Source organism: Pseudoalteromonas sp. H103 (assembly GCF_001469205.1).
GTDB classification, from domain to species: domain Bacteria; phylum Pseudomonadota; class Gammaproteobacteria; order Enterobacterales; family Alteromonadaceae; genus Pseudoalteromonas; species Pseudoalteromonas carrageenovora.
On record NZ_LOFG01000020.1, the window covers coordinates 56,714 to 82,105 of the forward strand.

Consider the following 25,392-nt stretch of genomic DNA (forward strand, 5'->3'; position numbering starts at 1 on the left):
CGGGTAAATGGACGCAATTTCGCAGTTGTTTTACCTGCATGGCATAGGCTATGAATTCACTAAGTATACAGGTGAACAGGTATTTTTTAGCGAAGACACGCGCAAACGTGCCTTACAATGTTGTGGCGTAGATACAAATAATGAAGCGCAAATAGCTCAACTAAATTATGATTTAGATGCCTCTAATTGGTTAGGTCTAGTCGCAAACGTTAGTTTGGTTGAGCAACAAAGCCAGCTCTTAAAAATTAAAATAGATGAGCGCCAGCAGAATTTACCAGTCAACATAACTGTACCTTCTTTGAATATAAATATTACACTCAATAATCTGTATAACTTAGCAGTCACAGGTGAATACTATTTACATGGTGTTCGTTATATCGAGCTTGCTGTGCCAATTAATGAAATGCCGATTGGCTATCATGATGCGGCTGTTAAAGTAGGTGAACAGCTTGCTCGTACTCAAATTTGGAGTGTTCCTGATCAGGTTTTTCAGGTTGAAGACGTAAAGCGTACGGGGCTTTCAATTCAGCTTTATACATTAAAAAATAAAGCACAATTAGGTGTAGGTGACTTTAACGATTTACTTGAGCTAACTGCTCTTTGTGGAACGAAAAATATGGATTATATATTACTTAATCCTCTGCATTTACTCTTTGCCAATATACCAGAGCGAGCAAGTCCATATAGCCCTAATAGCCGTGCGTTGCTTAATCCTCTTTATATTTCTGTCGCACTTAGTGCAGATGCACAAAATAATACGCAATTAAATGTACTTATGGATAGTGATGATGTAATTGATTTATTAAACGCAACCGATCAGTTTATTAATTACCATAAGGTTAGCCAGGTCAAATATGCTTTGTTTAAAGCGCTTTATAATCATTTTGAATTAACAGCCAGTAATGAAAGGCGTGAAGCGTTTGATAAATTTTGTAATGAAAATTTAAGTACGCTTTCTACGCTAAATTCAACAGAGCCAGCATTTGATTATTACTTACAATGGCAAGCTACTGTGCAGTTAGCGCTTTGCCAACAAAGCTGTAAAGACCAAGGAATGGCGATTGGCTTAATCAACGACCTCGCCGTTGGTTGTGCTGGTGATGGAGCTGAATTTTATAATCAGCAAGCATTATTCTCTGAGGGAGCAAATGTTGGTGCACCGCCAGATCCATGGGCAGAAGCCGGACAAAACTGGGGGTTACCTGCATTAAATCCACAGAGCTTACAACATAACAATTATCAATATTACCGCTCTTTAATACGCGCCAATATGCAAAGTGTAGGCGGTTTACGAATAGATCATGTTATGGCAATTAGGCGTTTATGGTGGTGCTTTGACACTAACGGGCACCAAGATGGTTGCTATGTTTACTATCCGTTTGAGCATTTACTCGCTATTTTAAAAATTGAATCGCATATCAATCAAAGCATTGTCATTGGTGAAGATTTAGGCATAGTTCCACCTGAAATAAAACACGCGTTATCTACCAGTGGTATTTTTTCAAATAGTTTATTTTATTTTGAAAAACAACACGATGGTGAGTTTTTATCAGTAGATGACTTAGCGCCTCATTGCTTGTTAATGATAGCTAATCATGACGTGCCGCCTTTCTCGGGCTGGTGGTGTCACGATGATTTAAATATTAAGCAACAATATGAATTGATTAATAAAAGTGAATACGAGCAACAAAAACAACAAAGAATTCAAGAGCAGCATAAGCTTTTACGTTTTATAAACAGCCACAGCAATAAACCTCAACTAGTATTAAATAGTAATGCAACAGATGTTTATGCTCAGCTAGCGCTTTGTTTAGCAGGTTCTCAATCAGGCCTATTCGCGCTACAAATAGATGATTTAGATGAGCAAAAGTACCCCGTTAACATCCCCGGTACAGATAAAGAGTATCCTAATTGGCGTCGTGTATTAACGCACTCAAGTAAAGATATTTTTACTAAAAATGCTCCGCTATTAGCTGCTATAGACTCAATAAGGAAAGGTTAAATGAGCAGTACAAATAATACAGAATATGATGAGCAGGTAAATGCATTAAATGCAGGGCGATTCAAAGACCCTTTTAGTTTTTTAGGGGCACATAAAACAAATTCAGATATAGAAATTCGTCTTTATTTACCCTCAGCAATCAGTGCAAGCATTACGTTAAATGAAAATAGTGTTGAAGCTAAACGATATAAAGACACTGATTTATTTATAGCTAAGGTAAAAGAGCTACCCACAAAGCCCTACCAATGCAGTGCTCAATATTCAAATACCCTCTCTACCTTTTATGACGAATATAGCTTTGAGAGCGCACTTGATACAGACGCCATGTATTTATTTAATGAAGGTAGCCTAGAACATGCTTACTCTCATTTTGGCGCCCATTTTAGCTCTTTGCAAAACGTAGAAGGTGTACGTTTTTGTGTTTGGGCACCTAATGCAGCAAGTGTATCTGTAATTGGTGAGTTTAATTTTTGGCAAGCTAATCGTCATTTTATGCGCTTTCATCCAGCAAGTGGTGTGTGGGAATTATTTATTCCTAAGCTTGAGGCTGATATGTGTTACAAGTTTGCTATTACTGCACAAAGTGGAGAAGTGCTTGAAAAAGCGGACCCTTTTGCTTTTAAAATGCAACAAGCACCGGGTACAGCAAGTGTTTTGCAATATAAACCTGAGCCAATAACGTTAAGTGAAAGTGCATTAACCAATAGGCAAAAGCGAAATCATATAGATGCGCCAATAAGCATATACGAAGTACATTTAGGCTCATGGCAGCGAGAAGAGAATAATCGTTATTTAAGTTACACAGAGCTTGCCGACAAACTAGTTAGCTATGCGCAAGAAATGGAGTTTACCCACCTACAACTTATGCCAATAAGTGAATACCCATTTGATGGCTCGTGGGGCTATCAACCCGTGGGCTTATTTGCACCAACTAGCCGCTTTGGCGACTACAATAGCTTTAAATATTTTGTAGAGCAATGTCATAAAGCCAATATAGGTATATTACTTGATTGGGTGCCGGGTCATTTTCCTAGTGATCCGCATGGGTTACATCGATTTGATGGCACTCATTTATATGAGCATGCTGATATGCGCCAAGGTTTTCACCCTGATTGGAATACCTACATATACAACTACGACCGCCCAGAGGTAAAAAGCTTTTTAATTTCTAACGCGATGTATTGGCTACATCAATTTGGTTTGGATGGGCTGAGAGTAGACGCTGTAGCTTCCATGCTTTATTTAGATTACAGCCGAAAAGAAGGTGAATGGGTCGCTAATTGTTATGGCGGACGTGAAAACTTAGGTGCAATAGAGTGCTTAAAACAAGTGAACATGCGCAGCTACAAAAATAACCCTGGCATTATGATGGTGGCTGAAGAGTCAACGGCTTGGCCAGGTGTAACTCAAAGTGTTGAACATAACGGGCTTGGGTTTGGCTATAAATGGAATATGGGGTGGATGAACGACAGCCTTCATTATATGCAGCATGACCCTTTGTACCGTCAGCATCATCACCACGAAATGACCTTTTCTATGGTCTACGCTTTTAGCGAAAACTACATATTACCGCTTAGCCATGATGAAGTAGTTCATGGCAAACGCTCTTTAATTGAAAAAATGCCAGGTGATGATTGGCAAAAATTTGCAAATTTACGCGCTTATTACGCATTTATGTGGGCGCATCCGGGTAAAAAACTATTGTTTATGGGCGGTGAAATAGCTCAGCGTAAAGAGTGGGGGCATGACCATTCTATCGATTGGCATTTACTTGAGCATCAAAGCCATAACGGAGTAAAGCTAACGGTTAAAGCACTTAATACGGTTTATAAAAATCAACCTGCTTTGTACGAGCTTGATTCTAGCGCTGCTGGTTTTACTTGGATTGATAATAACAACAACCAACAAAGTATTTTGAGCTTTGTACGTTATGCAAAAACTGCCAAAGACTTTGTCGTTGTTATTGCTAATTTTACACCCGCTTCGTATGAAAATTACGTCATTGGTGTACCAAATAAAGGGCAATATAAAGTTATCTTAAATACAGATGAAACACAGTTTTTTGGTTCAGGAATTAAAGTAACAGATAACCCATTGCAAATTGTAAACACAATCGATGAAGACAATCATGGTTTCAAGCAAAGTATTTCTATTGCCATTGGTGGCCTAACCACTATTTACTTACAAAAGGTTGATGATGAGTAATCTATTCGATGCTGCCCATGGCAATGTAGAGCCACTGGGTTCGAGTGTTAGTGATAACGGTGTAAACTTTTCGTTATATGCACCTAATGCAAGCCAAGCTTATGTCTGTTTGTTTGATAAAAGTGGTCATTCAGAAATTTTAAAAATGGCAATGAACATCAACGAAGGTGGCGTGTGGAGTATTCATATATCACCACTTAGCGCAGGGGCACTTTACGGTTTTAGGGTTGAAGGAGAATATAATCCATCAGATGGTTTGCTGTTTAATGAAAACAAGTTACTAATTGACCCATACGCGAAAGACATTTTTGGTGAGTTTACATGGAGTGAGCGCCATTATGGGCAAATGCCAATTGGCACAAAAAGCTGTGTTAATAATTCTATTGATATTCCAAAATCTAAAGTGGCTGCTCAGGTTCATTACGAGCATAAGAAGCCAAAGCATCGCTGGTCTAATACTGTGATTTACGAATGCCACGTTAAAGGAACTACTTGTCGTCATCCTAAAATACCTAAATCTTTACAAGGTAAGTTTTTAGGGTTGAGTCACCCAAGTTTTATTGAGCATTTACATAATTTAGGCGTAACCGCAGTAGAGTTATTACCTGTTCATGCGTTTATTAGTGAACAATTTTTAACTGCCAAAGGGCTGCAAAACTATTGGGGTTACAACACACTAAACTTTTTTACTCCCCATAAAGACTATTTAGTAAATGACGATATAAACGAATTTAAGCAAATGGTTAAGCAGTTTCACGACGCCGACATAGAAGTGATACTCGACGTTGTTTACAACCACACAGCAGAAGCTGGTAACGATGGCCCAATATTGTCGCTGCGAGGGCTCGATAACTTAGCTTATTATCGTACTGCACACGATCAACCTAACGTATATATAAACGATACCGGCTGTGGTAACACCATAAATATTGATCACCCAAAAACATTACAACTAGTACTCGACAGCTTAAGGTATTGGGTTGAAGTGATGGGGGTTGATGGTTTTAGGTTTGATTTAGCGACTATTTTGGCACGTTCTAAATCGGGGTTTAGCTCTGGGCATACTTTTTTACAAGCCATTGCACAAGACCCCGTATTAAACAAAGTAAAGCTTATTAGTGAACCATGGGATATTGGCCCAGGCGGCTATCAATTAGGCGCATTTCCGCCACCTTGGCGAGAATGGAACGATCAATATCGTGATGTTATTAGGCGCTTTTGGCAAAGTGAAACCGGCATAATTGCAAACGTAGCTAAACGATTACATGGCTCGTTTGACATTTTTGAGCATAGCCAGCGAGGCCCACTCAATAGCATAAACTTTATAACCAGCCATGATGGTTTTACCCTTGCTGATTTAGTGAGTTATGAGCATAAACATAATGAAGCAAATGGCGAGCAAAACAGAGATGGTCACAGTGCAAATCACTCATTTAACTGTGGCGTAGAAGGTTTTACCAGTGACGTAAAAATAACATCACTAAGATTACAACAGCAAAAAAACTTTTTACTTACTTTAATACTGTCAAAAGGAGTGCCAATGATTGCTGCTGGCAGCGAAATGGCACATTCTCAAGGGGGGAATAACAATGCTTATTGTCAAAACAATCGCACGAGTTGGCTTGCATGGAAAGACTCACAGCTGAATCATTCTTTAACACGATTTATAGACGACGCCCTTAAAATTAGACGTGCACACAGTGCGTTTAAACACAGTGTATTTTTAGACGATATAGACGAGCGCTTTACAGTTAAATGGTTTACCGAGCAAGGTAAAACCATGACTGATGCACATTGGCATGAACAGACCAGACAATTTTTAATGTACAGCTTACTTGATAAGCAAAATAAACATGCATTGCTGATTGTATTTAATGCCAGTAAAAAAACAATTTTTTGCCAATTGCCACCTTCGCCAATTAAAGCGCAGTGGCAAATGGTTTTATCGAGTGTCAATAATGCATCTGCGAGAAGTAATGAAGATGCGATGGTTGAAATTTCAGCACAAAGTAGTTGGGTTTTTAGTGCCAATTTAGAGGACGTAGGTCATGGCTAAACAAGGTGAACAAGTGTGTGTAGTAAAGGGTTGGCAAGAAGGCCCTATTATTGATGAAAGTACCCTTAAAGATGACTTAACACGGCATTTTTATTATACCCTCGGACGAGATAAAGTCGGCGAGTCGCAGCATTATTTGTATCATGCATTAGCACTTACTATTCGTGACAGACTTGTTGCGCGTTGTAGAGAAACAAACCAACAAATTAAGCAAGATAAGCGCCGTAAAACGGCTTATTTATCGCTTGAATTTTTAATGGGGCGAGCTCTAGGCAACGCCGTATTAAACTTAGATTTAGATGAGCAAGTAAGCGCTGCACTGCAGGAGTATTGCACTTCAATAGAAACGATTGAAGATGCCGAGCACGATGCTGGGCTTGGTAATGGTGGCCTAGGGCGTTTAGCGGCTTGTTTTTTAGATAGTTGCGCGAGTTTAGCGCTACCGGTTGTAGGTTATGGCCTGCGTTACGAATACGGTATGTTTAATCAATCAATTAAAGATGGCAACCAAATAGAGCAGCCTGATAATTGGCTTAGGGAAGGTCATCCTTGGGAGCTTAGTGCGCCTGAGCATGCTAAACGCGTAAAATTTGGCGGGTATGTACAAAGCTACACAGATAAATACGCACGTGAGCATCGTCAATGGATAAGCTCACAGGATGTATTAGCTGTACCTTATGATGTACCTGTACCTGGTTATAAAAACAATATTGTAAATACACTTCGCTTATGGAAATCAGAGGCAACTGATGAATTTAACTTAACCGAGTTTAATGCTGGCAGTTACTCAGAAGCGGTTGCGCAAAAAAACTTAGCAGAGCAAATTACGATGGTGCTGTATCCAAACGATAGCAGCGAAAATGGTAAAGAACTTAGGTTACGCCAACAATACTTTTTGTCATCTGCAAGTATTCAAGACATTGTTGATCAGTGGGTAAGCCAACATGGCGAAAACTTTACAGACTTTGCTGATTATCATGTATTTCAATTAAACGATACCCACCCAAGCATTGCAGTGGCAGAGCTGATGCGTATTTTAATTGATGACTACGAGCTTGATTGGGATGATGCGTGGCAAATTACGACTAAAACAATGGCCTACACAAATCATACGTTACTTCCAGAAGCGCTGGAAAAATGGTCTGTATCGTTGTTTGCAAAACTTTTACCGCGCATATTAGAAATAGTATTTGAAATAAACGCACGCTTTTTAGCGCAAGTTGCCCAGCAATGGCCTGGAGACGTTGAAAAACAACGTGCGCTGTCGCTTATAGAAGAGGGTAACGAGCCGCAAATTCGCATGGCTTATTTAGCTATTGTGGGTAGTTACTCTGTAAATGGTGTTGCGGCACTGCACACAGAATTATTAAAAGCAGGTTTATTTAAAGAGTTTTACGAACTTTGGCCAAACAAATTTAATAATAAAACCAATGGTGTTACCCCAAGGCGTTGGCTTGCGCATTGTAATGTGAGCTTAAGCGAATTAATTAGCGAAAAAATTGGTAAAGATTGGGTTAAAGAGTTTTCTAAAATTAGTAATTTACGCCGATTTTATGATGACAAAAAATTTCATGGTCAATGGCAAAACGCTAAGCGCGAAAACAAGCAACGTTTAGTTGATTTAGTTAAAGCGCGATGTGATGTTGAATTTGATGTGTCAATGATGTTTGACGTACAGGTAAAACGTATTCACGAGTACAAACGTCAGCTTTTAAATATATTACATGTTATTCATTTGTACGACCGTATTCGCCGTGGCGACACTCAGGGTATAGTACCTCGCTGTGTATTATTAGGCGGTAAAGCTGCACCGGGTTATTACATGGCTAAAAAAATAATCAAGCTGATTAATAATGTCGCTGAGGTTATTAATAAAGACCCTTTAGCAGCGCCCTATTTACGAGTCGCATTTTTACCAAACTACAATGTAACGGCAATGGAAACTATATGCCCAGCAACAGATTTATCAGAGCAAGTATCTACAGCAGGTAAAGAAGCTTCTGGCACTGGTAATATGAAGTTTATGATGAATGGTGCACTGACTATTGGCACATTAGATGGTGCAAACATTGAAATTAGAGATGCTGTTGGCGCTGATAACTTCTTTTTGTTTGGTGCACAAGCGCACGAAATTGACGATATTAAATCGCGTTACAACCCCGAACATATAATTGCGCAAAATAGTGATTTAAATAATGTAATGCAACTTCTTCAAAGCGGGCATTTCAATTTATTTGAACCATGCTTATTTGAAGACATTACAAATTCAATAAAGAGCCCACACGATCCATGGCTCACTGCACATGATTTTGAAAGCTATGTAGCGGCGCAAAAAGAGGTTGATAAAGCCTATGCAGATCAAACCTACTGGACACAAATGAGTATTTTAAATACGGCAGCCAGTGGTATGTTTTCAAGTGATAGAACCATAAGCCAATACAGTGAAGATATTTGGCATTTAGAACCCCTCAATATTAGTGAAACAGACTTAACGACAACTACAAGCCATGCCACTAACAGCCTAGACTAAATGGAGAGAGTATTATGCCTAATTATGCAAATCGCTACATAAGTAGCCTAACCAGAGAAACTTACGCGTTAATACTGGCAGGCGGACGCGGTTCTCGCCTGCATGAGCTAACAGATTGGCGTGCAAAGCCTGCAGTTTATTTTGGCGGAAAGCATCGAATTATTGATTTTCCGCTATCAAACTGTATTAACTCTGGTGTGAGGCGTGTCGGTATTGCCACACAATATAAGTCGCACTCATTAATACGACACGTTAACCGAGCATGGGGACACTTTAAGAAGGAGCTTGGAGAATCTGTAGAGATTTTGCCTGCATCTCAGCGCCAAGGTGATGATTGGTATTGTGGTACCGCAGATGCCGTATTTCAAAACATAGATATTATTCGTCACGAGCTCCCTAAGTACGTGATGATTTTATCAGGCGATCATGTTTATCGTATGGATTATGGTGCGCTACTTGCTGAGCATGTTCAAAAGGGCGCAGATATGACTGTTTGCTGCTTAGAAGTGCCAGTTGAAGAAGCTGCAGATACCTTTGGTGTTATGACCGTGGATGAGCAAAGCAGAGTATGTCGTTTTGACGAAAAGCCAGCTATGCCAAGTTCAGTACCAGGTAAACCAGGGACGTGTTTAGCCTCAATGGGGAATTACGTATTTAATACTGAATTTTTATTTGAACAGCTAAAGAAAGATGCTGAAAATGAAGGCTCAGGACGCGATTTTGGGCACGATATAATCCCAGCCATTATTGAAGAGCATAATGTGTTTGCTTTTCCATTTAGAGATCCACTTCAAGAAGGTCAGCCTTATTGGCGCGATGTAGGTACGCTTGATTCATTTTGGGAAGCCAATATGGAGCTAGTAATGCCAGAGCCACAACTTGATTTATACGATCCAACATGGCCAATATGGACATATCAAGAGCAGTTACCGCCAGCCAAATTCATTTTTGATGACGATGATAGACGCGGAATGGCACTGGACTCAACCGTTTCGGGTGGCTGTATAATTTCAGGCTCAGTGGTCAGAAAATCATTGTTGTTTTCTAATGTGCATGTTCGCTCTTTTTGTACCATTGAGGAGTCAGTTATTTTACCCGGTGCAGTAATAAATCGTGGCTGTAAAATTAAACGCGCGATAATTGATAGAAGCTGTGAAATACCGGCAGGGCTTGAAATTGGTATTGATCGCAAAGCAGATCAAGAAAATGGCTTTAGAGTGTCTAAAAAGGGCATAGTACTTGTCACCCGTGATATGCTCACTGAGCTTGCAAAAAAGTTAGAGCGTCAATCCCAAGAGAATAAAAAGCTAGCGTAACAATTAGCTAAATAAGCACGACAACACAAGCTTGCTCATATTTGAGCAAGCTAATATAGGTTTATAGGAAGTAGTGAATTAATGCATGTATTAATGGTTGCAGCAGAAAACGACGCGTTACCAGGCGCAAAAGTAGGTGGCGTTGCGGATGTGGTTCGTGACGCACCAAAAGCGCTTGCAGAGCAAGGCATAACAGTTGATGTGGTGATCCCCGATTATGGTATACACGATCTAAATCGAACTCACATTGGTGATGTAACCGTTGCTTTTAATGCTCATCCACATGTATTAACACTTTTTAAAGTAGAGCAGAGTCAAAGTAATGTAACGCAAATTGTTATTAGCCATCCATTATTTAGTAATTCGGGCAGTGTGTATTGTAACGATGCCCCAGGGAGACCTTTTGCAACTGATGCAACCAAGTTCGCTTTGTTTAATGCAGCTGTGTGTGAAGCGTTATTGCAAGGTGTATTAAAACGCCCAACAGCACTTCATTTACATGATTGGCACAGTGCATGTGTTGCTGTTTTACTTAAATTCGAACCACGTTATCAAACATTAAGTAACTTAAACATTGCCTACACAGTTCATAATATTGCACTGCAAGGAATAAGACCTTTTAAGTATGACGACTCAAGCCTAGAGGCGTGGTTTCCTTCACTTAGTTACGATGGGCAGCAACTGTGTGATCCCCGCTATCCACATTGCTTTAACCCTATGCGCAGTGCAATTAACTTGGCAAATAAGGTTCACCTAGTGTCGCCAACGTATAGTCAAGAAGTATTAAAACCGAGTAATTATGAACTTGGTTTTTTTGGTGGTGAAGGGTTAGAGCAAGACCTAAAAAATGCCGCAGACAAAGGAAAACTCGTTGGTATTTTAAATGGCTGTGAATACCCCAATAGCACAGATAAAAAAGTATCAATGGATGATTTATATAGCCAAGCACAAGACACCTTATTTAACTGGATGGCAAAAACGCCACAGCTTGAAAGTGGCTACTATATTGCTCATCAACGACTACAGCAGTTTATGGCATCACCTGTTAAAGGGCCATTAGTTACAAGTGTTGGCAGACTTACTGAGCAAAAAGTGTTGCTGTTGTGCCAGTCTATTGAAAGCTCATTAGTTATCGATGAAGTGTGCAAAATAGTGGATGAATTTAATGGCCGGGTTATTATATTAGGTTCAGGAGATGAAGCACTAGAAGAGGCGTTTACTAAAGCAATGGCGCGCAATGCAAATCTTTTATTTTTGAAAGGTTACGGACAAGGCGTTGGTGATTTAATGTATCAATTAGGTGATTTATTTTTAATGCCTAGCTCATTTGAACCTTGTGGTATTAGCCAAATGCTGGCAATGCGAGCAGGGCAGCCTTGTTTGGTTCACAGTGTTGGCGGACTAAAAGATACCGTAAAGCATAATGACAACGGTTTTAGTTTTAATGCTGGTACGCTTAGTAAGCAAGCCGATTCACTGCTAAAGTGTTTAGATGAAACACTAATGTTACACAAAGAACAGCCTAAGCAATGGCAAAAAATTAAAGCTAATGCTAAAGGTGCGCGTTTTTCGTGGACTCAAGTGGCAACTGATTATATTTCATACTTATATCAATAAAGTTAATGTAAATATACTTTAGCTCCGTGACATAGCAGCTTATTTACGTTATTAATTACTTGGTATTGGTAAATTTAATAAAAGTAGGTAATGTGTCTGTATTTGTTGCAAGGCAAGCAATATTTAATCGTCGTCAAAACGTAGTTGCCTACGAGTTGCTATTTAGGGACAGCCCTAAAAATTATTTCCCTGATATTTGTGAAGGCGAAGCCACTGCGCGCCTAATAATGGAAAACCAATTAAATCTCGGAACTCGCCATATTACCTCGGGTAAAAAAGCATTAATAAATATCGGCCCTGAATCGTTAGAGCTTGATTTATGTGCGTTTTTACCTTGCCAAGATGTTGTAATTGAATTGCTCGAAACCATAGAGCCAAACGATGAAAATTACGAGATGTGTCGTGACTTATTTCATCGTAATTACAAATTAGCACTTGATGATTTTGTTTATAAACCGCAGTGGGATAGGTTTTTAAAGCTTGTTAAATTAATAAAGTTTGATATTTCAATTACACCATTAAGTGAAATAACACCTGTAATAGAAAAGCTTCAGCAACATAAAAAAATTAAGCTTTTAGCTGAAAAATTAGAAACCCAAGAGGATTTTGAATTAGCCCATAAAATGGGGTTTGATTATTTTCAAGGGTACTTTTTTGCAAAACCCACCATGGTCAAACAAAACGACATTGATTATAACTATGCTTTAGTCGTCGCTATTTACGCAGAGATAATGAAACCCAGTCCAGATATAAAAGCGATTGCTGGTTTGTTTGAACTTGATGCTGCGTTAGCCTATAAGTTGCTTAGATTAATCAATAGTGGTGTTTTTCCTATTCAAAGTAAAATATCATCACTTAAACAAGCTTTGGTTTACCTTGGGCACGAGCGATTAAAAAAGTTTGTGAGTCTTATTGTTACTGCACACACAGCAGGTAAGAAGCCAGCAGAACTTATGCAAGTGTGTGTTGTGCGTGCTCGCTTTTGCGAGTTAATTGCAAAAAAAGTCGCTAAGCAGCAATCAGGAGAAGCTTTTTTAACTGGGCTATTTTCATTACTTGATGCAATACTTGATCAACCAATGAGCCTACTCGTTGAAAAACTTCCCTTTCCAGATGAGATAAAAGCCGCGCTTTTAAATGAAAAAAACAACCTTTATTATATTTTGAATGTGGTTAAAGCGTACGAAACTGGAAGCTGGTGGGCGCTTGAACAAGCTGTAATATTAATTAATCTCGATAGCAAAGTATTACCTAACTTATATCAACAAGCTGTTGATTGGGCAGATAATTATAAAAATAAAAGTTAAAGGAAATTAAATCTCAGTTATGCGTAATTATAATATGGATTTTATACGCGGTATTGCAGTGCTTTGCCTTGTTTACATGAACGGTTATGCTTTTGGATTAGGGGAATATATCTATACACCATTAGCTACTCCACCTTTTAGCGATGCTGTTATTCAAACCCTTAGTAGTATTTTTATTGATGGGCGTTTTAGAACGCTGTTCAGCCTTCTTTTTGGTGCTGGCCTATTTATTCAGTGGCAGCGCTACAAATCAACTATTCCTATAAAAGCGAGACTGTATTGGCTCATTATTTTTGGTTTGGCACATGGTTTTTTACTTTGGGCTGGCGATATTTTATTTGTTTACGGAGTATGCGGTTGGTGGGTGCTTAAATTTGTAGAAACTAATAATAATATGCTTTTAAAAAGAGGCATTATATTTATGTTATTGGCTTGCGCAGTGACCTTTTTGTTTTTAATGAACTTGCCTGATGAGAATATTCACCGCGACTCTCAAGCATTTATAGATTTATATAGCCCGCACTATAAGGACTATTTTATCAGTAACTTAGGTTACAATATGATTGCAGTTGTAGCGGTTCCATTCTTAGCTTTTTTGATGTTTTCTGGCATTATGCTCATTGGAATATACTTATATAAGTTGGAGGTATTTACCAAAGGGCTTACTTCGCAGCAGTTATTTGTATGCGTTAGTGGGGCGTTTGTTTTTACAAGCTTAAGGCTTTTAATACTTCAGGGAAATGATGGTTTAAGTATCGCTACTCAAGAATTAGTAAATACATTTGCAGCGCTTTTTATAGCCGTGCTTTATATTCATATCATAGTTAAATTTTGCAATAACAGGGTACACGTTGGTACGCTTATTCAACAAGCAGGGCGATTAGCATTCACCTTATATATAAGTCAAACTATAATGCAATTACTGCTTTATAAAGTTTTATTTCCGCAGTGGGTATTAAGCTTTAACCGCATAGATTATTGGTTAGTGGCAACCGCTTTGGTCATTGTGCAACTGTTATTTACAGCGCTATATAGCCGCTTTTATATACAAGGGCCGCTTGAATTTATATGGCGTAAGCTCACTCAATTAAAAATTAGTACTTAAACACCTATTTATATTAATTTAGGGGCGAAAAATAAGTGTGTGTGGTTTACACTAGTCGCCTTTAAAATTACGACTGTTAAGTGCCATGACCGAATTAAAACGTTTAAATAAATTTATAAGTGAAACCGGGTTTTGCTCACGTCGTGAAGCCGATAAATTTATTGAGCAGGGTCGTGTTACGGTTAATGGTAATATTCCAGAAATGGGCGTAAAAGTAGCAGATACTGATACCGTTTTGATTGATGGTAACCCCCTTCGCGCAAAACCAAAGCGTGTCTATATTGCTTATAATAAACCGGTTGGTATTACGTGTACCACCGAGAGTAAAATTCAAAGTAACATAGTTAAAGCCGTTAACTACCAAACTCGTATTTTCCCTATTGGACGATTAGATAGACCATCAGAAGGGCTAATCTTTTTAACCAACGAAGGCGATATCGTAAATAAAATTTTGCGTGCTGGTAATAACCACGAAAAAGAATACGTGGTGACAGTTGATAAACCACTAAACCGCCAATTTGTGACCAAAATGGCAAACGGCATCCCTATTTTAGATACTGTTACCAAAAAGTGTAAAGTGACCCAAACGGCTCCTCAAGAATTTAAAATTGTCCTTACTCAGGGCTTAAACCGCCAAATTCGCCGTATGTGCGAATACTTAGGCTATGAAGTTGTGACATTAAAACGTACACGCATTATGAACGTGACGCTTAAGGGCTTAAAAGTAGGGCAGTGGCGTCATTTAACCGATGTAGAAATGGCGCAAATTAACGACTCGATAGCCGATTCGGGTAAAACGCAAGAGCACTCGGTTGATAACAACAAGCAAAATAGCATGAGTAATAGCAATAAAGGCGAGCCTAAAAAGCGTGATTTTCAGGGCGAAAACCCACGTGCATTTAATAATGAACGAGGCACTCGAACTCAAAGAAGTAACTCACCATTTCAAAAACGATCTACTACGTATGTAGGTAAAGGTGGAGCTAGTAAAAATACGCAAGACGATAATAAAAACTCAAATAACAACAAGCCAGCAAATCGTAAAGCTCGTTCATCTGGCACGTTAAGTTTAAAAAAGTAGTGTATTAAAAGCTCAACTACCACTGTATTTGATGAACTACAGACCCTAGTGGGCTTTTAACGCCCACTATGTTTATTTTCTCATTTTTTAGCCGCTTTAATGCTGGTTTATCTAAATACCACCTAAAAGAGCGCTTTCTGTAAGTTTGTAAATCAAGCACAACCAGTTTTGCGCAGTTGTATTCGTAATCACTCGGACACGCCTCTACAGCCAGTAGCTGGTACTCTTGCTGCCAGCTATTGTCGCTATAATAATACGTCCATAACTTTACTGAAATACAAAAACTAGCCCACAGCCATAAATAAACTAAAACCGGTATAAACAAAATACCAAGCCACCCGCGAAGCTTTCCATCGTGCTAGGACCTGTTGACCTTTCAGGATTAAAATTTGTTCAAACTAGGGGCGGTTTAATCGTGGCGCGAGGTTTGTAACCTCGTGGGCTAAGTAAAAACTGAGTAACAAAGTGTAAATGACCTCTAGTTTGTTTTATATATTAAAAAACGCAGCCCGTGTTAAGCGAGCTGCGTTTATACGTGTTTTATAGCTTTACTAAATTACTGTTTTGGTTCGTAATCTATTTTAAATACTACAGTGTAAAGCACTGGCACTACAATTAGCGTTAGTATCGTGGCAAAGCCTAAACCAAACATAATGGTTACAGCCATTGACTGAAAAAACACATCAAACAATAGTGGTATCATACCTAAAATGGTGGTTATAGCTGCCATTGCAACAGGGCGTACACGACTAACGCCAGATTCAAACACCGCCTGATAAGGCGATTTGCCATCGCGCAGTTCTAGATTAATTTGATCAACTAACACAATTCCATTTTTAATCAGCATGCCACTTAAACTTAATAAGCCAAGTAAAGCCATAAAGCTAAATGCGGCATTCATTATTAACATACCCGCACTAACACCAATAATGGCAAGTGGTACCGTAGCCCAAATAACCAAAGGTTGTTTTACAGAGTTAAACAGTAATACAGTTACTGCAAACATCGCTAAATAACCAAGAGGGAGCGAGCCAAATATTGCTTTTTGGGCATCTGTCGATGATTCATATTCACCGCCCCATTCTAATGTATACCCGCGTGGCAGTTCTATCGCTTCTACAGACCCACGAATACGCGCAAATAACTTGGCGGCAGTTTCATCTCCTAATACATTTTGATCGGCCATAACTGTTATCGTGCGTTTACGGTCGCGGCGCATAATAAGGCTATCTTCCCATTCAACAATAAACTCATCAACAACTTGCGTAACCGGTACAAATACACCCAGTACAGGGCTGTAAATTTGTAAATCGTGAACGCTTTCTACATTTAGACGCTCATTAGCAGGGGAGCGAGCAATAATAGGTAATAACTGCGTACCATCTCTGTATACACCCACTTGTTTGCCCGAAAGGCTGGTAAGCAGCACATCATCAAGATCAGACTTACTAATCCCCAAGCGGCGCGCTTTTTGCTCGTTAAACTGTGGACGAATCATTTTAGTACGTGCACGCCAGTCGTCACGAATATTATAAGCACCGTCGTCTTGTGCTATTGCTTCTTCAGCTTTTGCAGCCAGTTTACGAAGCACAACAGGATCAGGGCCTGTAAAACGCGCCTCTATTTTTGCATCGGTTGATGGGCCAATTTCCATTGGTTTTATTTTAAGCTCAGCTGAAAGCGGCGTATTTTGTGAATACTCGCGAACTTTTTGCATTACTACAGCAACCGCTTCACGGTTTTTTACCCTAATAATAAGCTGACCATAAGATGAGTACGATTTTTGAGGCGCATACGTTAGCATAAAACGCGGTGCACCTTGACCAGTGGTACTGGTTATTTCTTCAACGAGCTCTTCTTTTTGTAAGTAGTTTTCTAGCTTTTTTATGCCATCAAGCGTAGCTCTAATATCTGAGCCTTGTTGTTGCCAATAATCTACGTAAAACATGGGCGTATTAGATGCCGGAAAAAACGACTGTTTAACAGCACCAAAGCCAACAACTGCAGAACAAAGCAATACAACCATAAGCACCAGTGTGGTTTTGCGAAAGCGCATAGACACATCTAATAGCTTTTTATAGCCTGTAAAAATAAAGCCTTTATAAGGGTCGTCGTCTTCGTCGTTATCACCTTTATCTTTTTTAAACTCATCTTGCTTAAACATTAAGTTTGCAAAAAATGGCGTTAATGTAATAGCCGTTATCCAGCTTAATAAGAGCGAGATAAATAAAACCCAAAATAAGCTACCTGCAAATTCACCCGTTGCATCAGAGCTTAAGCCAATGGGTGCAAACGCGGTTATACCAATAACCGTTGCACCTAACAGTGGCCATTTAGTTTGCTCTACTATATTAACCGCTGCTTTGAGTTTTGTTTGCCCACGCTTTAAGTTTATTAATATGCCTTCGGTGACAACAATGGCGTTGTCAACCAACATACCTAGCGCAATGATAAGTGCGCCAAGTGAAATTCGTTGCAGGTCTATGGCAAACAACTTCATAAATATAAAGGTGCCTAATACAGTCAGTAATAAAATACCGCCAATTAAAATACCGCTTTTTAAGCCCATAAAAATAAGCAGTACAACAATTACAATCGCAATTGCTTCTACAAGACTAACAATAAAGCCATCTACTGATTTTTCTACTTCTTTAGGTTGGTTATAAACCGATTCAACATGTATGCCGTGCGGGCGCTGGTATTCAAGTTCAGATAAGTGATCATCTATACGCTTGCCCACATCTACAACGTTTACACCGTTCATAAACGACACGCCTATCAATAGCGCTTGCTCTGAATTGTAACGAATAACATTGCTGGGTACTTCTGCATATTCTCTAAATACTTTTGCTACATCGCCAAGGTATATAAGTTCACTCGCGCCGGGTTTAGATATAAGAAGAGTTTCAAGTTCACTCACATCTTTAAACTCGCCAGTAGGGTGAAAGCGAATAGATTCATCACCCACTCTAATTTTACCTGCGTTCGATACTGTATTTTGAGATTGCAGTAAGCCAAAAATATGGCTAGGTGCTATGCCAAGTTGCGCCAACTTACGCGAAGACACTTCAACCATTACCTGTGGTTGTTGCTCACCAGCAATAGTAACCTTGCTTACACCTTTAACTAGTACAAGCTCGCGCTTTAAATAATCAGTGTAATCTTTAAGCTCATCGTACGAGTAGCCGTCACCTGTAACCGAATACAGCACACCATACACATCACCAAAGTCATCTAAAATGGTACTTGGGTATACGCCACTAGGAAGAGAGGGAGAAAGGTCATTAATTTTACGACGCATTTCATCCCAAATTTGGCGAAGCTGCTCTTTTCGGTAATTGCTTTTCATCTCTACTGAGATTTGCGACTTACCGTTTGATGAAATAGACGTAACAAAATCAACATAGGGTAATTGTTGAATTGCATTTTCAATAGGGAAGGTGACTTCCTCTTCGACCTGCTGAGGCGACGCACCTGGGTACATGGTAATCACCATGGCTTTTTTAAGCGTAAACTCAGGGTCTTCTAATTGGCCTAAATCGAAATACGATACACTGCCGCCTATTAATAACAGCAGTGCAAACATCCAACTAATTACTTTTTTTTCTATAGAAAGCTGCGCAAAGCTCATAATTATAAGCCTCGCTCTTTATTCCATGGACGTACTTTCATGCCTTCATCTAGTGAGTGCACGCCTGCAGATACAACTATTTGGCCTTCTTTCACACCATTTAACACCTCGATGCCATCGCGGTGTACTTGGCCTACTTTAACCGCTTGTTTGTTTACAACACCAGTTGCAGGGTTATATATCCATACGTAGGCGTTATCTGACACGCTTTCTTTAGCTTCTGAAAAAACCGACTCAACTGGTAAAATAGTGTAAGCCACTTGCGAGCTAGTAACTTTTGATAAATCAATAAATACACGCCCAGTCATGCCTGCTAATAAATTAAAATCTTTAGGAACGGGCAGGGAAAAAACCACTTTGTAAGTCAGAGTCGTAGGATCGGCTTGTGTATCCCACTCTTTTAAATCAAGGGTGTATTCTTTATTGGTAAAACCATCAAAAACCACTGTTGGGTGGTAGTCGCTGCCTTTTTTAATACGCGCGATTATTTTTTCAGGCACTTGTATTTCTACATCCATTAAATCGCGGGTTTCTAGGCGTAAAATATTTTGCTTGGCTTGAATGTTTTCAAAGTTTTTAACAAATACTTTAGCTACAGTGCCTGCAAATGGTGCGCGTAATTCGCTGTATTCTAAATTTGTTTCGGCAATTTTAAAGGCAGATTCAGCTACCTGCATATTAGCCAATGCTTCATCGTATTCTGATTGGCTCGCGATTCTTTTCTCAAGTAATTGCTCAATACGACCAAGTTGCGACTTAGCAAGCTCAAAGCGGGCTTTTCTATCATCGTATTGTAGTTGAAAGTCTTCTGGGTCGAGCTTTGCCAGTAGCTGACCTTTTTTAACTTCTTCACCTGCTAAAACCGGAAACTCAACAAGCTCACCATTTACTCTAAACGCCAAGTAAGAGCCTTGGTTTGCAACCACTTCAGCAGGAAAACTGCGTACATTTGTTTGCGAATCATGTCCAATATTAAATAATTTAACAGGCCTTATGGGCTCTTCTTTTACTTGCTTTTCTGGCTCAGAACAGGCCATTAAGGTAAGTAAAGTCGTAGTAAGTATACATAGACGAAAGAGTTTCATGTCTTCTCCGTGGCAATGATGGGCAAAATAATTAAGTGCAGGATACGCTGCAACCATATAAAATAAAATTCATTAAATTTTAGAAACATAATAAGTTTTATTTATGATCATGTTGAGCGCAGTATGAAGCTGAATCAATTACAAATTTTAGATGCCATTGTACAAAGTGCAAGTTTAAGTGGCGCGGCGCTTAAATTACATAAAACTCAACCAGCGCTTACACTTGCCATAAAAAACCTTGAAGCAAAAATAGGTTTTGAGTTACTTGATAGAACCAAGTACCGATTACAGTTAACTGAAAAAGGCCGTGTTTTTCACCGCGAAGCACAACAATTATTGCATGCAAATGATGAGCTAGCACAGCTTGCTAAAGAGCTTGCTCTGGGTAACGAGCCACAATTTAGAATATGCTATGAGCAAATTTGCCAAAAGCAAAGTTACAACGAGATCATAAGTAATACTTTTAGACTATTTAAACGCACAGAGTTTAATTTAACCAGTGGCAAACGCTTTGTTTCTTTAGAGCAAGTAAATAGCGGCCAAGTAGAGCTTGGCATTGGCCCGTGGTTTGATTTATTTCATGCAACAGGGCACCTAGAAAGTCTGCCAATAGGTAAATTTAATATTGGTATAATTGCAGCGGCCAATACGTTTCCAAAACATATCACCTTTAACGAATTACAAAATTACCCCTGTTTGGCTATGTTTGAAAGCGACTTAAATATAGACAGCGACAAGCTTTCGTATTCAAAAGGCTCAGCCTTAATGAAAATAGATGATGTAACCAATTTAAAGTCGTTTTTATTACAAGGCGCAGGTTGGGCAATGATGAATATAGATTACTGCGCCCCAGAAATAGAAGCCGGGCTGTTGCAGCAAATACAGATAAACGACAGAGAAGATGAGTTTGGTATAGAAGTGCGTGCATTTAGGCGTGATGCAATACATCATGGCCCCGTTGCGCGCTCTATTTGGGAGCAATTTAAAGTACTCAGTGAGGCTTACGTTAATGACCGGTAATATTGATAAAGAAACCCTCATCTACACCATTATTGCAAATATACCTGCAGGTTTTGTAGCAAGTTACGGGCAAATAGCAACGCTTGCCGGTTTCCCGCAAAATTCACGTTTGGTAGGGCGCTTGTTAAAGGTAATGCCAAACGACTCGGTTATACCTTGGCACAGGGTAGTAAATAGCCAAGGAAAAATATCGTTTCCCGAAGGCAGTGATAAATACCAAGAACAACGCCAAAAGCTATTATCAGAAGGTGTTAGTTTTAAGAATGATAAAGTAAATATGCGCGAGTGTAGATGGCAATAGTGAACGTATAATCGTAAAAGAGCTTTTAAAGGCTGCTTTAATATAAGTGTGCAGCTTACTTTTTTTAGCTATCGTAAATCTACAACAAATTGGGCTTTTTAGTTCTACTTTTAGCACAATCTCCTTATCTAGCCTCATAAATGAAAAACTTACAATGATAAGTGAAATATTTTCTATTTTTTACACAATAAAAATATATACGGCAAAGTAAAAACACCTCTACACCTACCTATACCTTCATTAATTCAATTTAGCGTCGAGATTTGGCATAACACTTGAAATACTTATTTGTTGTAAATAGATTTTGAGCATACCAAATGTTGACTCAAGGGCGCGTTCAAAAATGGTATCTCATTTGCAAAAGGTAAAAAGTAAGTAATCCCCAAGCCATCTTAAATTTGACTGATAAATTATTTGAAAAATACGTTTTTTCACATCGCTAGTGATGAATAATCGAGGTGATTAAGTGTAGATATTTAATTTCAGCATGAGGGTTATAAAAACCAAATATTAAGGACTAAAAAAACTATGACTGACCCAACTTTAGTTATTTTAATGTACTTTGTGATCCCTGTTTGGCTTGTCGCTGGCATTGCTGATTGGTTTTGTCATCGACGTAGTAATATTTCTGCAACCAGCGGTGCTAAAGAGTCATTTATCCATTTATTAATGTTTGCCGAAGTGGGCATTCCGTTAATCTTAGTTTTAATTTTTGAAGTTAATAGTTTAATTATCGCCATTTGTATTGTGTTGTTTTTTTTGCATGAGCTTACAGCAATGTGGGATGTAACTTATGCGGTAAGTAAGCGAAGGGTAGGGCCGGTAGAGCAACATATACACAGTTTTTTAGAAATGATACCCCTATTAGCTTTGGTTTTAATTATTGCGCGCCATTGGGGACAATTTACCGCTTTATTTACATCAGGCGGCTTTCCTCCTGACTTTACGTTGCAATTAAAAGCATCTCCTTTACCAATAACTTACTTGGCAACTGTGCTATTTATAGCACTCGCGTTAGAGTTTACACCTTATTTAGAAGAGTTCATTCGCGGTATACGTGCTAAAAAAGATAACACTTAATCTGCTTGAGTTATTTAAGCAGTTAATTTATGCGTGTATAAATACTGCTGTGTAAGCACAGGTTTTAGTGTGTATCTAAGGTGTTGTTAACCAGAGCCTGGCCAATATTTAGCGGGCTTTATTTAGGTGTGATTGAAAAAAAGCTAGGTAATAATAGCGGCGTATATACGCCGCTATTATTTTATAAAATCAATAAGCTGAGATTAACTAATATGAGTTAGCCATCATGATTAAGGTAGATGCTGCCCACCTGTCACGCCCATTATTTCAGCGGTAATGTAACTTGACTCTTGCGATGCTAAGTATACATAGGTTGGTGCTAGTTCAGCAGGCTGGCCTGGTCTACCTAATGGCACGTTATCACCAAATTCAGGCAATTTTTTAGCCGGTTGGCCGCCACTTTGTTGAAGCGGGGTCCAAATTGGCCCAGGAGCAACCCCATTAACCCGAATGCCTTTATCAATCACCATTTTTGCTAAGCTTTTAGTAAAGCTTGTAATTGCACCCTTAGTCGATGCGTAATCAAGAAGCCCAGCAGAGGGTTGATAACATTGGATAGAGGTTGTATTAATAATACTAGCGCCCGGTGGCATATGTTTTACCGCCGCTTTTGTTATCCAAAACATAGCAAATACATTTGTTGCATATGTTTGGCAAAATTGCTCGGTAGATAAATCGTCTAACTCGGCAACAAACTGTTGCTTACCCGCATTATTCACTAATATGTCGATTGAGCCTAAGTTTTCAACGCTTTGAGCCACAAGATCGTTACAAAAACTCTCGTCAGAGATATCGCCTGCAATTCCCCATGCTTTGTTACCGCTGTCTTTTAATATATCGAGTGTTTCTTTCGCATCGGCTTCTTCGCTGGCTAAGTAATTAAAAACTACATCGGCACCTTCTCTGGCAAATGCAATGGCAACCGCTCTCCCAATGCCCGAGTCGCCCCCAGTGATCAACGCCTTGCGACCCTTTAATCTGTCGCTACCTACATAGGTATCTTCGCCGTGATCTGCTTTGGGTTTTAAAATTTCATCTAGGCCTGGGTCTGGTTGATCACTGTCTTTTTCGGTTCGTCCCATTTGATATTGGCTTCTAGGGTCTTGCATCGTAAATTGGTTAGTTGGCATATCAACGTCTCCTTTAACGTAAAGTTTAAGTTGGATTAACTGCATGTAATCACAAAGAGCCTAATGTTAGATAACGCAGTAATGCGTGTTACCTACCTCTTTGCTTTGCGGGAATAGACGTAAAAGTGAGTGTGGTTGTAAAATATTGAGTATAAGTAGCAACTTACTAATGTAGCACTTAACTCAATTGTAGAATCAGCTTGGAATGCGCCCACTTTGTATCTCCTTTAACGTATTTGCTTGGCCAAGGTTTTACTGACCATTTATATTGAAGGAGCAATAGATATGCCATAGCGTTACATTCAAGATATGAAGCTATCTCACTTATTTTAAAGCATTTATTTTTAAACTAGGAGAAGAGTAAGTGAATAAAATGGGTAAAAAATGGATAAGAGTACCGAAAATGTTACACGCTGTTTATTGAGCTAGTTAATTAGGCGAGTAAGGGACAATGATAGGCTTATATTCAGAGCCGTAAATAACAGCGTTTTTAATTAAGGCCAGGTGATATCGACTAAGCTACAACGCGCTTTTACGTAAAAGGGTAGCCAAATTAATGCGGTTTATGTGCGTGGCAGTAAATTACTAATTACATGTACTAATACACGTAATTAGTAATTGAAATGTAGTGGCACACACACCCAGCAATCACAAATAAATGCCAAATAGCATGGCTAAATTGGGTGCTTTTAGCGCTATAAAATAAAGTACCTAAGCTGTAAAAAATACCACCGGCGAGTAACCAATAAAGTGCATTTACATCAATATTTAAATAAAGCGGGTATACAATAGCTAGGGCAAACCAGCCCATGAGTAAGTAAGTAGCTAACGATACTTTTTTGTTACCATTTTTAACCAGTATTTTATAAGCAACGCCGCTAAGTGCTACAGCCCATATAAAGCTAAGTGTGCCCCAAGACCAAGCGCCATTTAGCGATATTAATAAAAAGGGGGTATACGTACCCGCTATTAATACGTAAATTGCGCAGTGATCACATTTTTTATAAAAGGCACGGAGTTTAGGCTGTACGCTTGCGTGATAAAGTGTGGATGATAAAAATAAAATAAATAAGCTTGCCCCATAAACAGCTGTGCTTATATATGCTTTAACACTGGTTGCTTGAGTGAACAAATCCCACATTACAAACACTGCAAATGCAATACCCAATGCATGGCTTAATACATTGAGCTTTTCTTCTTTTCGGGAATAAGGCGCGTCTAACGACATAACATATCCTACCACTGTAAAATTTAATTTGAGTGTACAGTTGTACGCTGAAAGTTTCAATATGGTTTTTATGCGTTCTCGATTTGAGTTAATTAAGCTTTTACTTGATTTTAAAGAGAATTAATTCACTATGTTGTTGTCTACTGTAATCCATATTACGAGCTGAAACAAACATGAAAAAAGATTTAAAAGCGGCTTTACTTACCGCTGTTGTTTACCCTGGAGCGGGGCACTTTTCGTTAAAGAAACATCTAATAGGGAGTATTTTTGCAGGTGTATTTTCTATTTTATTAATATTGACGCTTAAAGATATTTTTGCGATTGCTCAATGTACTGCTAATGAACTTATGTCGGGTAAAATACCCATGACAATCGCGGGTATATTAAAAGCAGCGCAACAACCTTCTGATGAGTGCGCAAAGCTTGCACAATATAAGTATGTACCCTTAATGGTTATTGTGTGGGCTTTGAGCATTGTTGATGCTTATCGCTTAGGTAGAAAAGCTCACATTAAATAAATTTTATGGTTATTTTAGATTGATTTTTTAATGAATGGTTGCCAAGAGCAGCCATTTTTTATTTTAGTAAATTATTTTTCAATTAAATCCACTTATGTAAATGTATTGTAAAGCCCCTTATCTTCCTTATTGTTGCCTCTAAATAACTCGAATGTACTACTTTATGATTTTTAATTTTAA

The 25,392-nt window shown here is 38.8% G+C and carries 18 protein-coding genes; 13 read left to right on the forward strand and 5 right to left on the reverse strand.

Translation table 11 applies throughout. From position 1 onward, the window contains the following. Positions 1-7 precede the first annotated feature (7 nt). From malQ to rluF, 9 genes are all read left to right on the forward strand, one after another. Entirely contained in the window at positions 8-2,002 is a 1,995-nt protein-coding gene (malQ, locus tag ATS74_RS18010) for a 4-alpha-glucanotransferase (protein WP_058550242.1), read from the forward strand. Beyond that, entirely contained in the window at positions 2,003-4,207 is a 2,205-nt protein-coding gene (gene glgB / locus ATS74_RS18015) for a 1,4-alpha-glucan branching protein GlgB (protein WP_058550243.1), read from the forward strand. It abuts the gene before it with no gap. Further along, complete coding sequence (gene glgX, locus ATS74_RS18020) at positions 4,200-6,263, forward strand: glycogen debranching protein GlgX (RefSeq protein WP_058550244.1); 2,064 nt, start codon at positions 4,200-4,202, stop codon at positions 6,261-6,263. Before glgB ends, glgX begins: the two co-directional genes overlap by 8 nt. Beyond that, positions 6,256-8,793: a glycogen/starch/alpha-glucan phosphorylase gene (locus ATS74_RS18025; RefSeq protein ID WP_058550245.1), complete on the forward strand. Its 2,538-nt coding sequence runs from the start codon at positions 6,256-6,258 to the stop codon at positions 8,791-8,793. The genes glgX and ATS74_RS18025 overlap by 8 nt, the downstream gene beginning before the upstream one ends. A gap of 14 nt (positions 8,794-8,807) precedes the next feature. After that, positions 8,808-10,109 carry a glucose-1-phosphate adenylyltransferase gene (gene glgC, locus ATS74_RS18030; RefSeq protein WP_058550246.1) on the forward strand — a complete coding sequence of 434 codons (1,302 nt, stop codon included), beginning with the start codon at positions 8,808-8,810 and terminating at the stop codon, positions 10,107-10,109. 81 nt (positions 10,110-10,190) lie between these two features. Continuing rightward, positions 10,191-11,726 carry a glycogen synthase gene (locus ATS74_RS18035; RefSeq protein ID WP_058550247.1) on the forward strand — a complete coding sequence of 512 codons (1,536 nt, stop codon included), beginning with the start codon at positions 10,191-10,193 and terminating at the stop codon, positions 11,724-11,726. A 92-nt stretch (positions 11,727-11,818) separates the two neighbouring features. Continuing rightward, positions 11,819-13,033 carry an EAL and HDOD domain-containing protein gene (locus ATS74_RS18040; protein ID WP_058550369.1) on the forward strand — a complete coding sequence of 405 codons (1,215 nt, stop codon included), beginning with the start codon at positions 11,819-11,821 and terminating at the stop codon, positions 13,031-13,033. A gap of 34 nt (positions 13,034-13,067) precedes the next feature. After that, complete coding sequence (locus ATS74_RS18045) at positions 13,068-14,138, forward strand: DUF418 domain-containing protein (RefSeq protein WP_058550248.1); 1,071 nt, start codon at positions 13,068-13,070, stop codon at positions 14,136-14,138. Between the two features lie 85 nt (positions 14,139-14,223). Beyond that, positions 14,224-15,219 carry a 23S rRNA pseudouridine(2604) synthase RluF gene (rluF, locus tag ATS74_RS18050; RefSeq protein WP_058550249.1) on the forward strand — a complete coding sequence of 332 codons (996 nt, stop codon included), beginning with the start codon at positions 14,224-14,226 and terminating at the stop codon, positions 15,217-15,219. Positions 15,220-15,235: 16 nt separating this feature from the next. On the opposite strand, the gene ATS74_RS18055 is transcribed toward rluF, so the two are convergent. From ATS74_RS18055 to ATS74_RS18065, 3 genes are all read right to left on the reverse strand, one after another. After that, positions 15,236-15,544: a hypothetical protein gene (locus ATS74_RS18055; protein WP_201023038.1), complete on the reverse strand. Its 309-nt coding sequence runs from the start codon at positions 15,542-15,544 to the stop codon at positions 15,236-15,238. A 231-nt stretch (positions 15,545-15,775) separates the two neighbouring features. Further along, positions 15,776-18,850, reverse strand: a complete 3,075-nt coding sequence (locus ATS74_RS18060; RefSeq protein WP_058550250.1) for an efflux RND transporter permease subunit — start codon at positions 18,848-18,850, stop codon at positions 15,776-15,778. Between the two features lie 2 nt (positions 18,851-18,852). Next, positions 18,853-19,935 (reverse strand): efflux RND transporter periplasmic adaptor subunit, encoded by a 1,083-nt coding sequence (locus tag ATS74_RS18065; RefSeq protein WP_058550251.1) that lies wholly within the window; start codon positions 19,933-19,935, stop codon positions 18,853-18,855. Positions 19,936-20,058: 123 nt separating this feature from the next. Here ATS74_RS18065 and ATS74_RS18070 point away from each other — a divergent pair, with 123 nt between their 5' ends. From ATS74_RS18070 to ATS74_RS18080, 3 genes are all read left to right on the forward strand, one after another. Further along, positions 20,059-20,955: a LysR family transcriptional regulator gene (locus ATS74_RS18070; RefSeq protein WP_058550252.1), complete on the forward strand. Its 897-nt coding sequence runs from the start codon at positions 20,059-20,061 to the stop codon at positions 20,953-20,955. Then, entirely contained in the window at positions 20,945-21,256 is a 312-nt protein-coding gene (locus ATS74_RS18075) for an MGMT family protein (RefSeq protein WP_058550253.1), read from the forward strand. The genes ATS74_RS18070 and ATS74_RS18075 overlap by 11 nt, the downstream gene beginning before the upstream one ends. 528 nt (positions 21,257-21,784) lie before the next feature. Continuing rightward, on the forward strand, positions 21,785-22,336 hold the full coding sequence (locus ATS74_RS18080) for a hypothetical protein (RefSeq protein WP_058550254.1): 552 nt from the start codon (positions 21,785-21,787) through the stop codon (positions 22,334-22,336). Between the two features lie 230 nt (positions 22,337-22,566). Here the strand turns inward: ATS74_RS18080 and ATS74_RS18085 are convergent, their stop codons facing one another. Both ATS74_RS18085 and trhA read right to left on the reverse strand, forming a co-directional pair. Further along, entirely contained in the window at positions 22,567-23,466 is a 900-nt protein-coding gene (locus tag ATS74_RS18085; protein ID WP_058550370.1) for an SDR family oxidoreductase, read from the reverse strand. 598 nt (positions 23,467-24,064) lie between these two features. Further along, positions 24,065-24,694: a PAQR family membrane homeostasis protein TrhA gene (trhA, locus tag ATS74_RS18090; RefSeq protein ID WP_058550255.1), complete on the reverse strand. Its 630-nt coding sequence runs from the start codon at positions 24,692-24,694 to the stop codon at positions 24,065-24,067. Positions 24,695-24,867: 173 nt separating this feature from the next. Here trhA and ATS74_RS18095 point away from each other — a divergent pair, with 173 nt between their 5' ends. Beyond that, positions 24,868-25,212: a hypothetical protein gene (locus ATS74_RS18095; RefSeq protein WP_058550256.1), complete on the forward strand. Its 345-nt coding sequence runs from the start codon at positions 24,868-24,870 to the stop codon at positions 25,210-25,212. Positions 25,213-25,392 lie beyond the last annotated feature (180 nt).

What these genes read in the sequence shown, in the direction of transcription:
- ATS74_RS18065 (WP_058550251.1), bottom strand. Translation starts at nt 19,935, where the DNA reads ATGAAACTCTTTCGTCTATGTATACTTACTACGACTTTACTTACCTTA.
- ATS74_RS18035 (WP_058550247.1), top strand. Translation starts at nt 10,191, where the DNA reads ATGCATGTATTAATGGTTGCAGCAGAAAACGACGCGTTACCAGGCGCA.
- ATS74_RS18095 (WP_058550256.1), top strand. Translation starts at nt 24,868, where the DNA reads ATGAAAAAAGATTTAAAAGCGGCTTTACTTACCGCTGTTGTTTACCCT.
- glgX (WP_058550244.1), top strand. Translation starts at nt 4,200, where the DNA reads ATGAGTAATCTATTCGATGCTGCCCATGGCAATGTAGAGCCACTGGGT.
- trhA (WP_058550255.1), bottom strand. Translation starts at nt 24,694, where the DNA reads ATGTCGTTAGACGCGCCTTATTCCCGAAAAGAAGAAAAGCTCAATGTA.
- ATS74_RS18085 (WP_058550370.1), bottom strand. Translation starts at nt 23,466, where the DNA reads ATGCCAACTAACCAATTTACGATGCAAGACCCTAGAAGCCAATATCAA.
- glgB (WP_058550243.1), top strand. Translation starts at nt 2,003, where the DNA reads ATGAGCAGTACAAATAATACAGAATATGATGAGCAGGTAAATGCATTA.
- ATS74_RS18060 (WP_058550250.1), bottom strand. Translation starts at nt 18,850, where the DNA reads ATGAGCTTTGCGCAGCTTTCTATAGAAAAAAAAGTAATTAGTTGGATG.
- glgC (WP_058550246.1), top strand. Translation starts at nt 8,808, where the DNA reads ATGCCTAATTATGCAAATCGCTACATAAGTAGCCTAACCAGAGAAACT.
- ATS74_RS18025 (WP_058550245.1), top strand. Translation starts at nt 6,256, where the DNA reads ATGGCTAAACAAGGTGAACAAGTGTGTGTAGTAAAGGGTTGGCAAGAA.
- malQ (WP_058550242.1), top strand. Translation starts at nt 8, where the DNA reads ATGGACGCAATTTCGCAGTTGTTTTACCTGCATGGCATAGGCTATGAA.
- ATS74_RS18075 (WP_058550253.1), top strand. Translation starts at nt 20,945, where the DNA reads ATGACCGGTAATATTGATAAAGAAACCCTCATCTACACCATTATTGCA.
- ATS74_RS18045 (WP_058550248.1), top strand. Translation starts at nt 13,068, where the DNA reads ATGGATTTTATACGCGGTATTGCAGTGCTTTGCCTTGTTTACATGAAC.
- rluF (WP_058550249.1), top strand. Translation starts at nt 14,224, where the DNA reads ATGACCGAATTAAAACGTTTAAATAAATTTATAAGTGAAACCGGGTTT.
- ATS74_RS18070 (WP_058550252.1), top strand. Translation starts at nt 20,059, where the DNA reads ATGAAGCTGAATCAATTACAAATTTTAGATGCCATTGTACAAAGTGCA.
- ATS74_RS18080 (WP_058550254.1), top strand. Translation starts at nt 21,785, where the DNA reads ATGACTGACCCAACTTTAGTTATTTTAATGTACTTTGTGATCCCTGTT.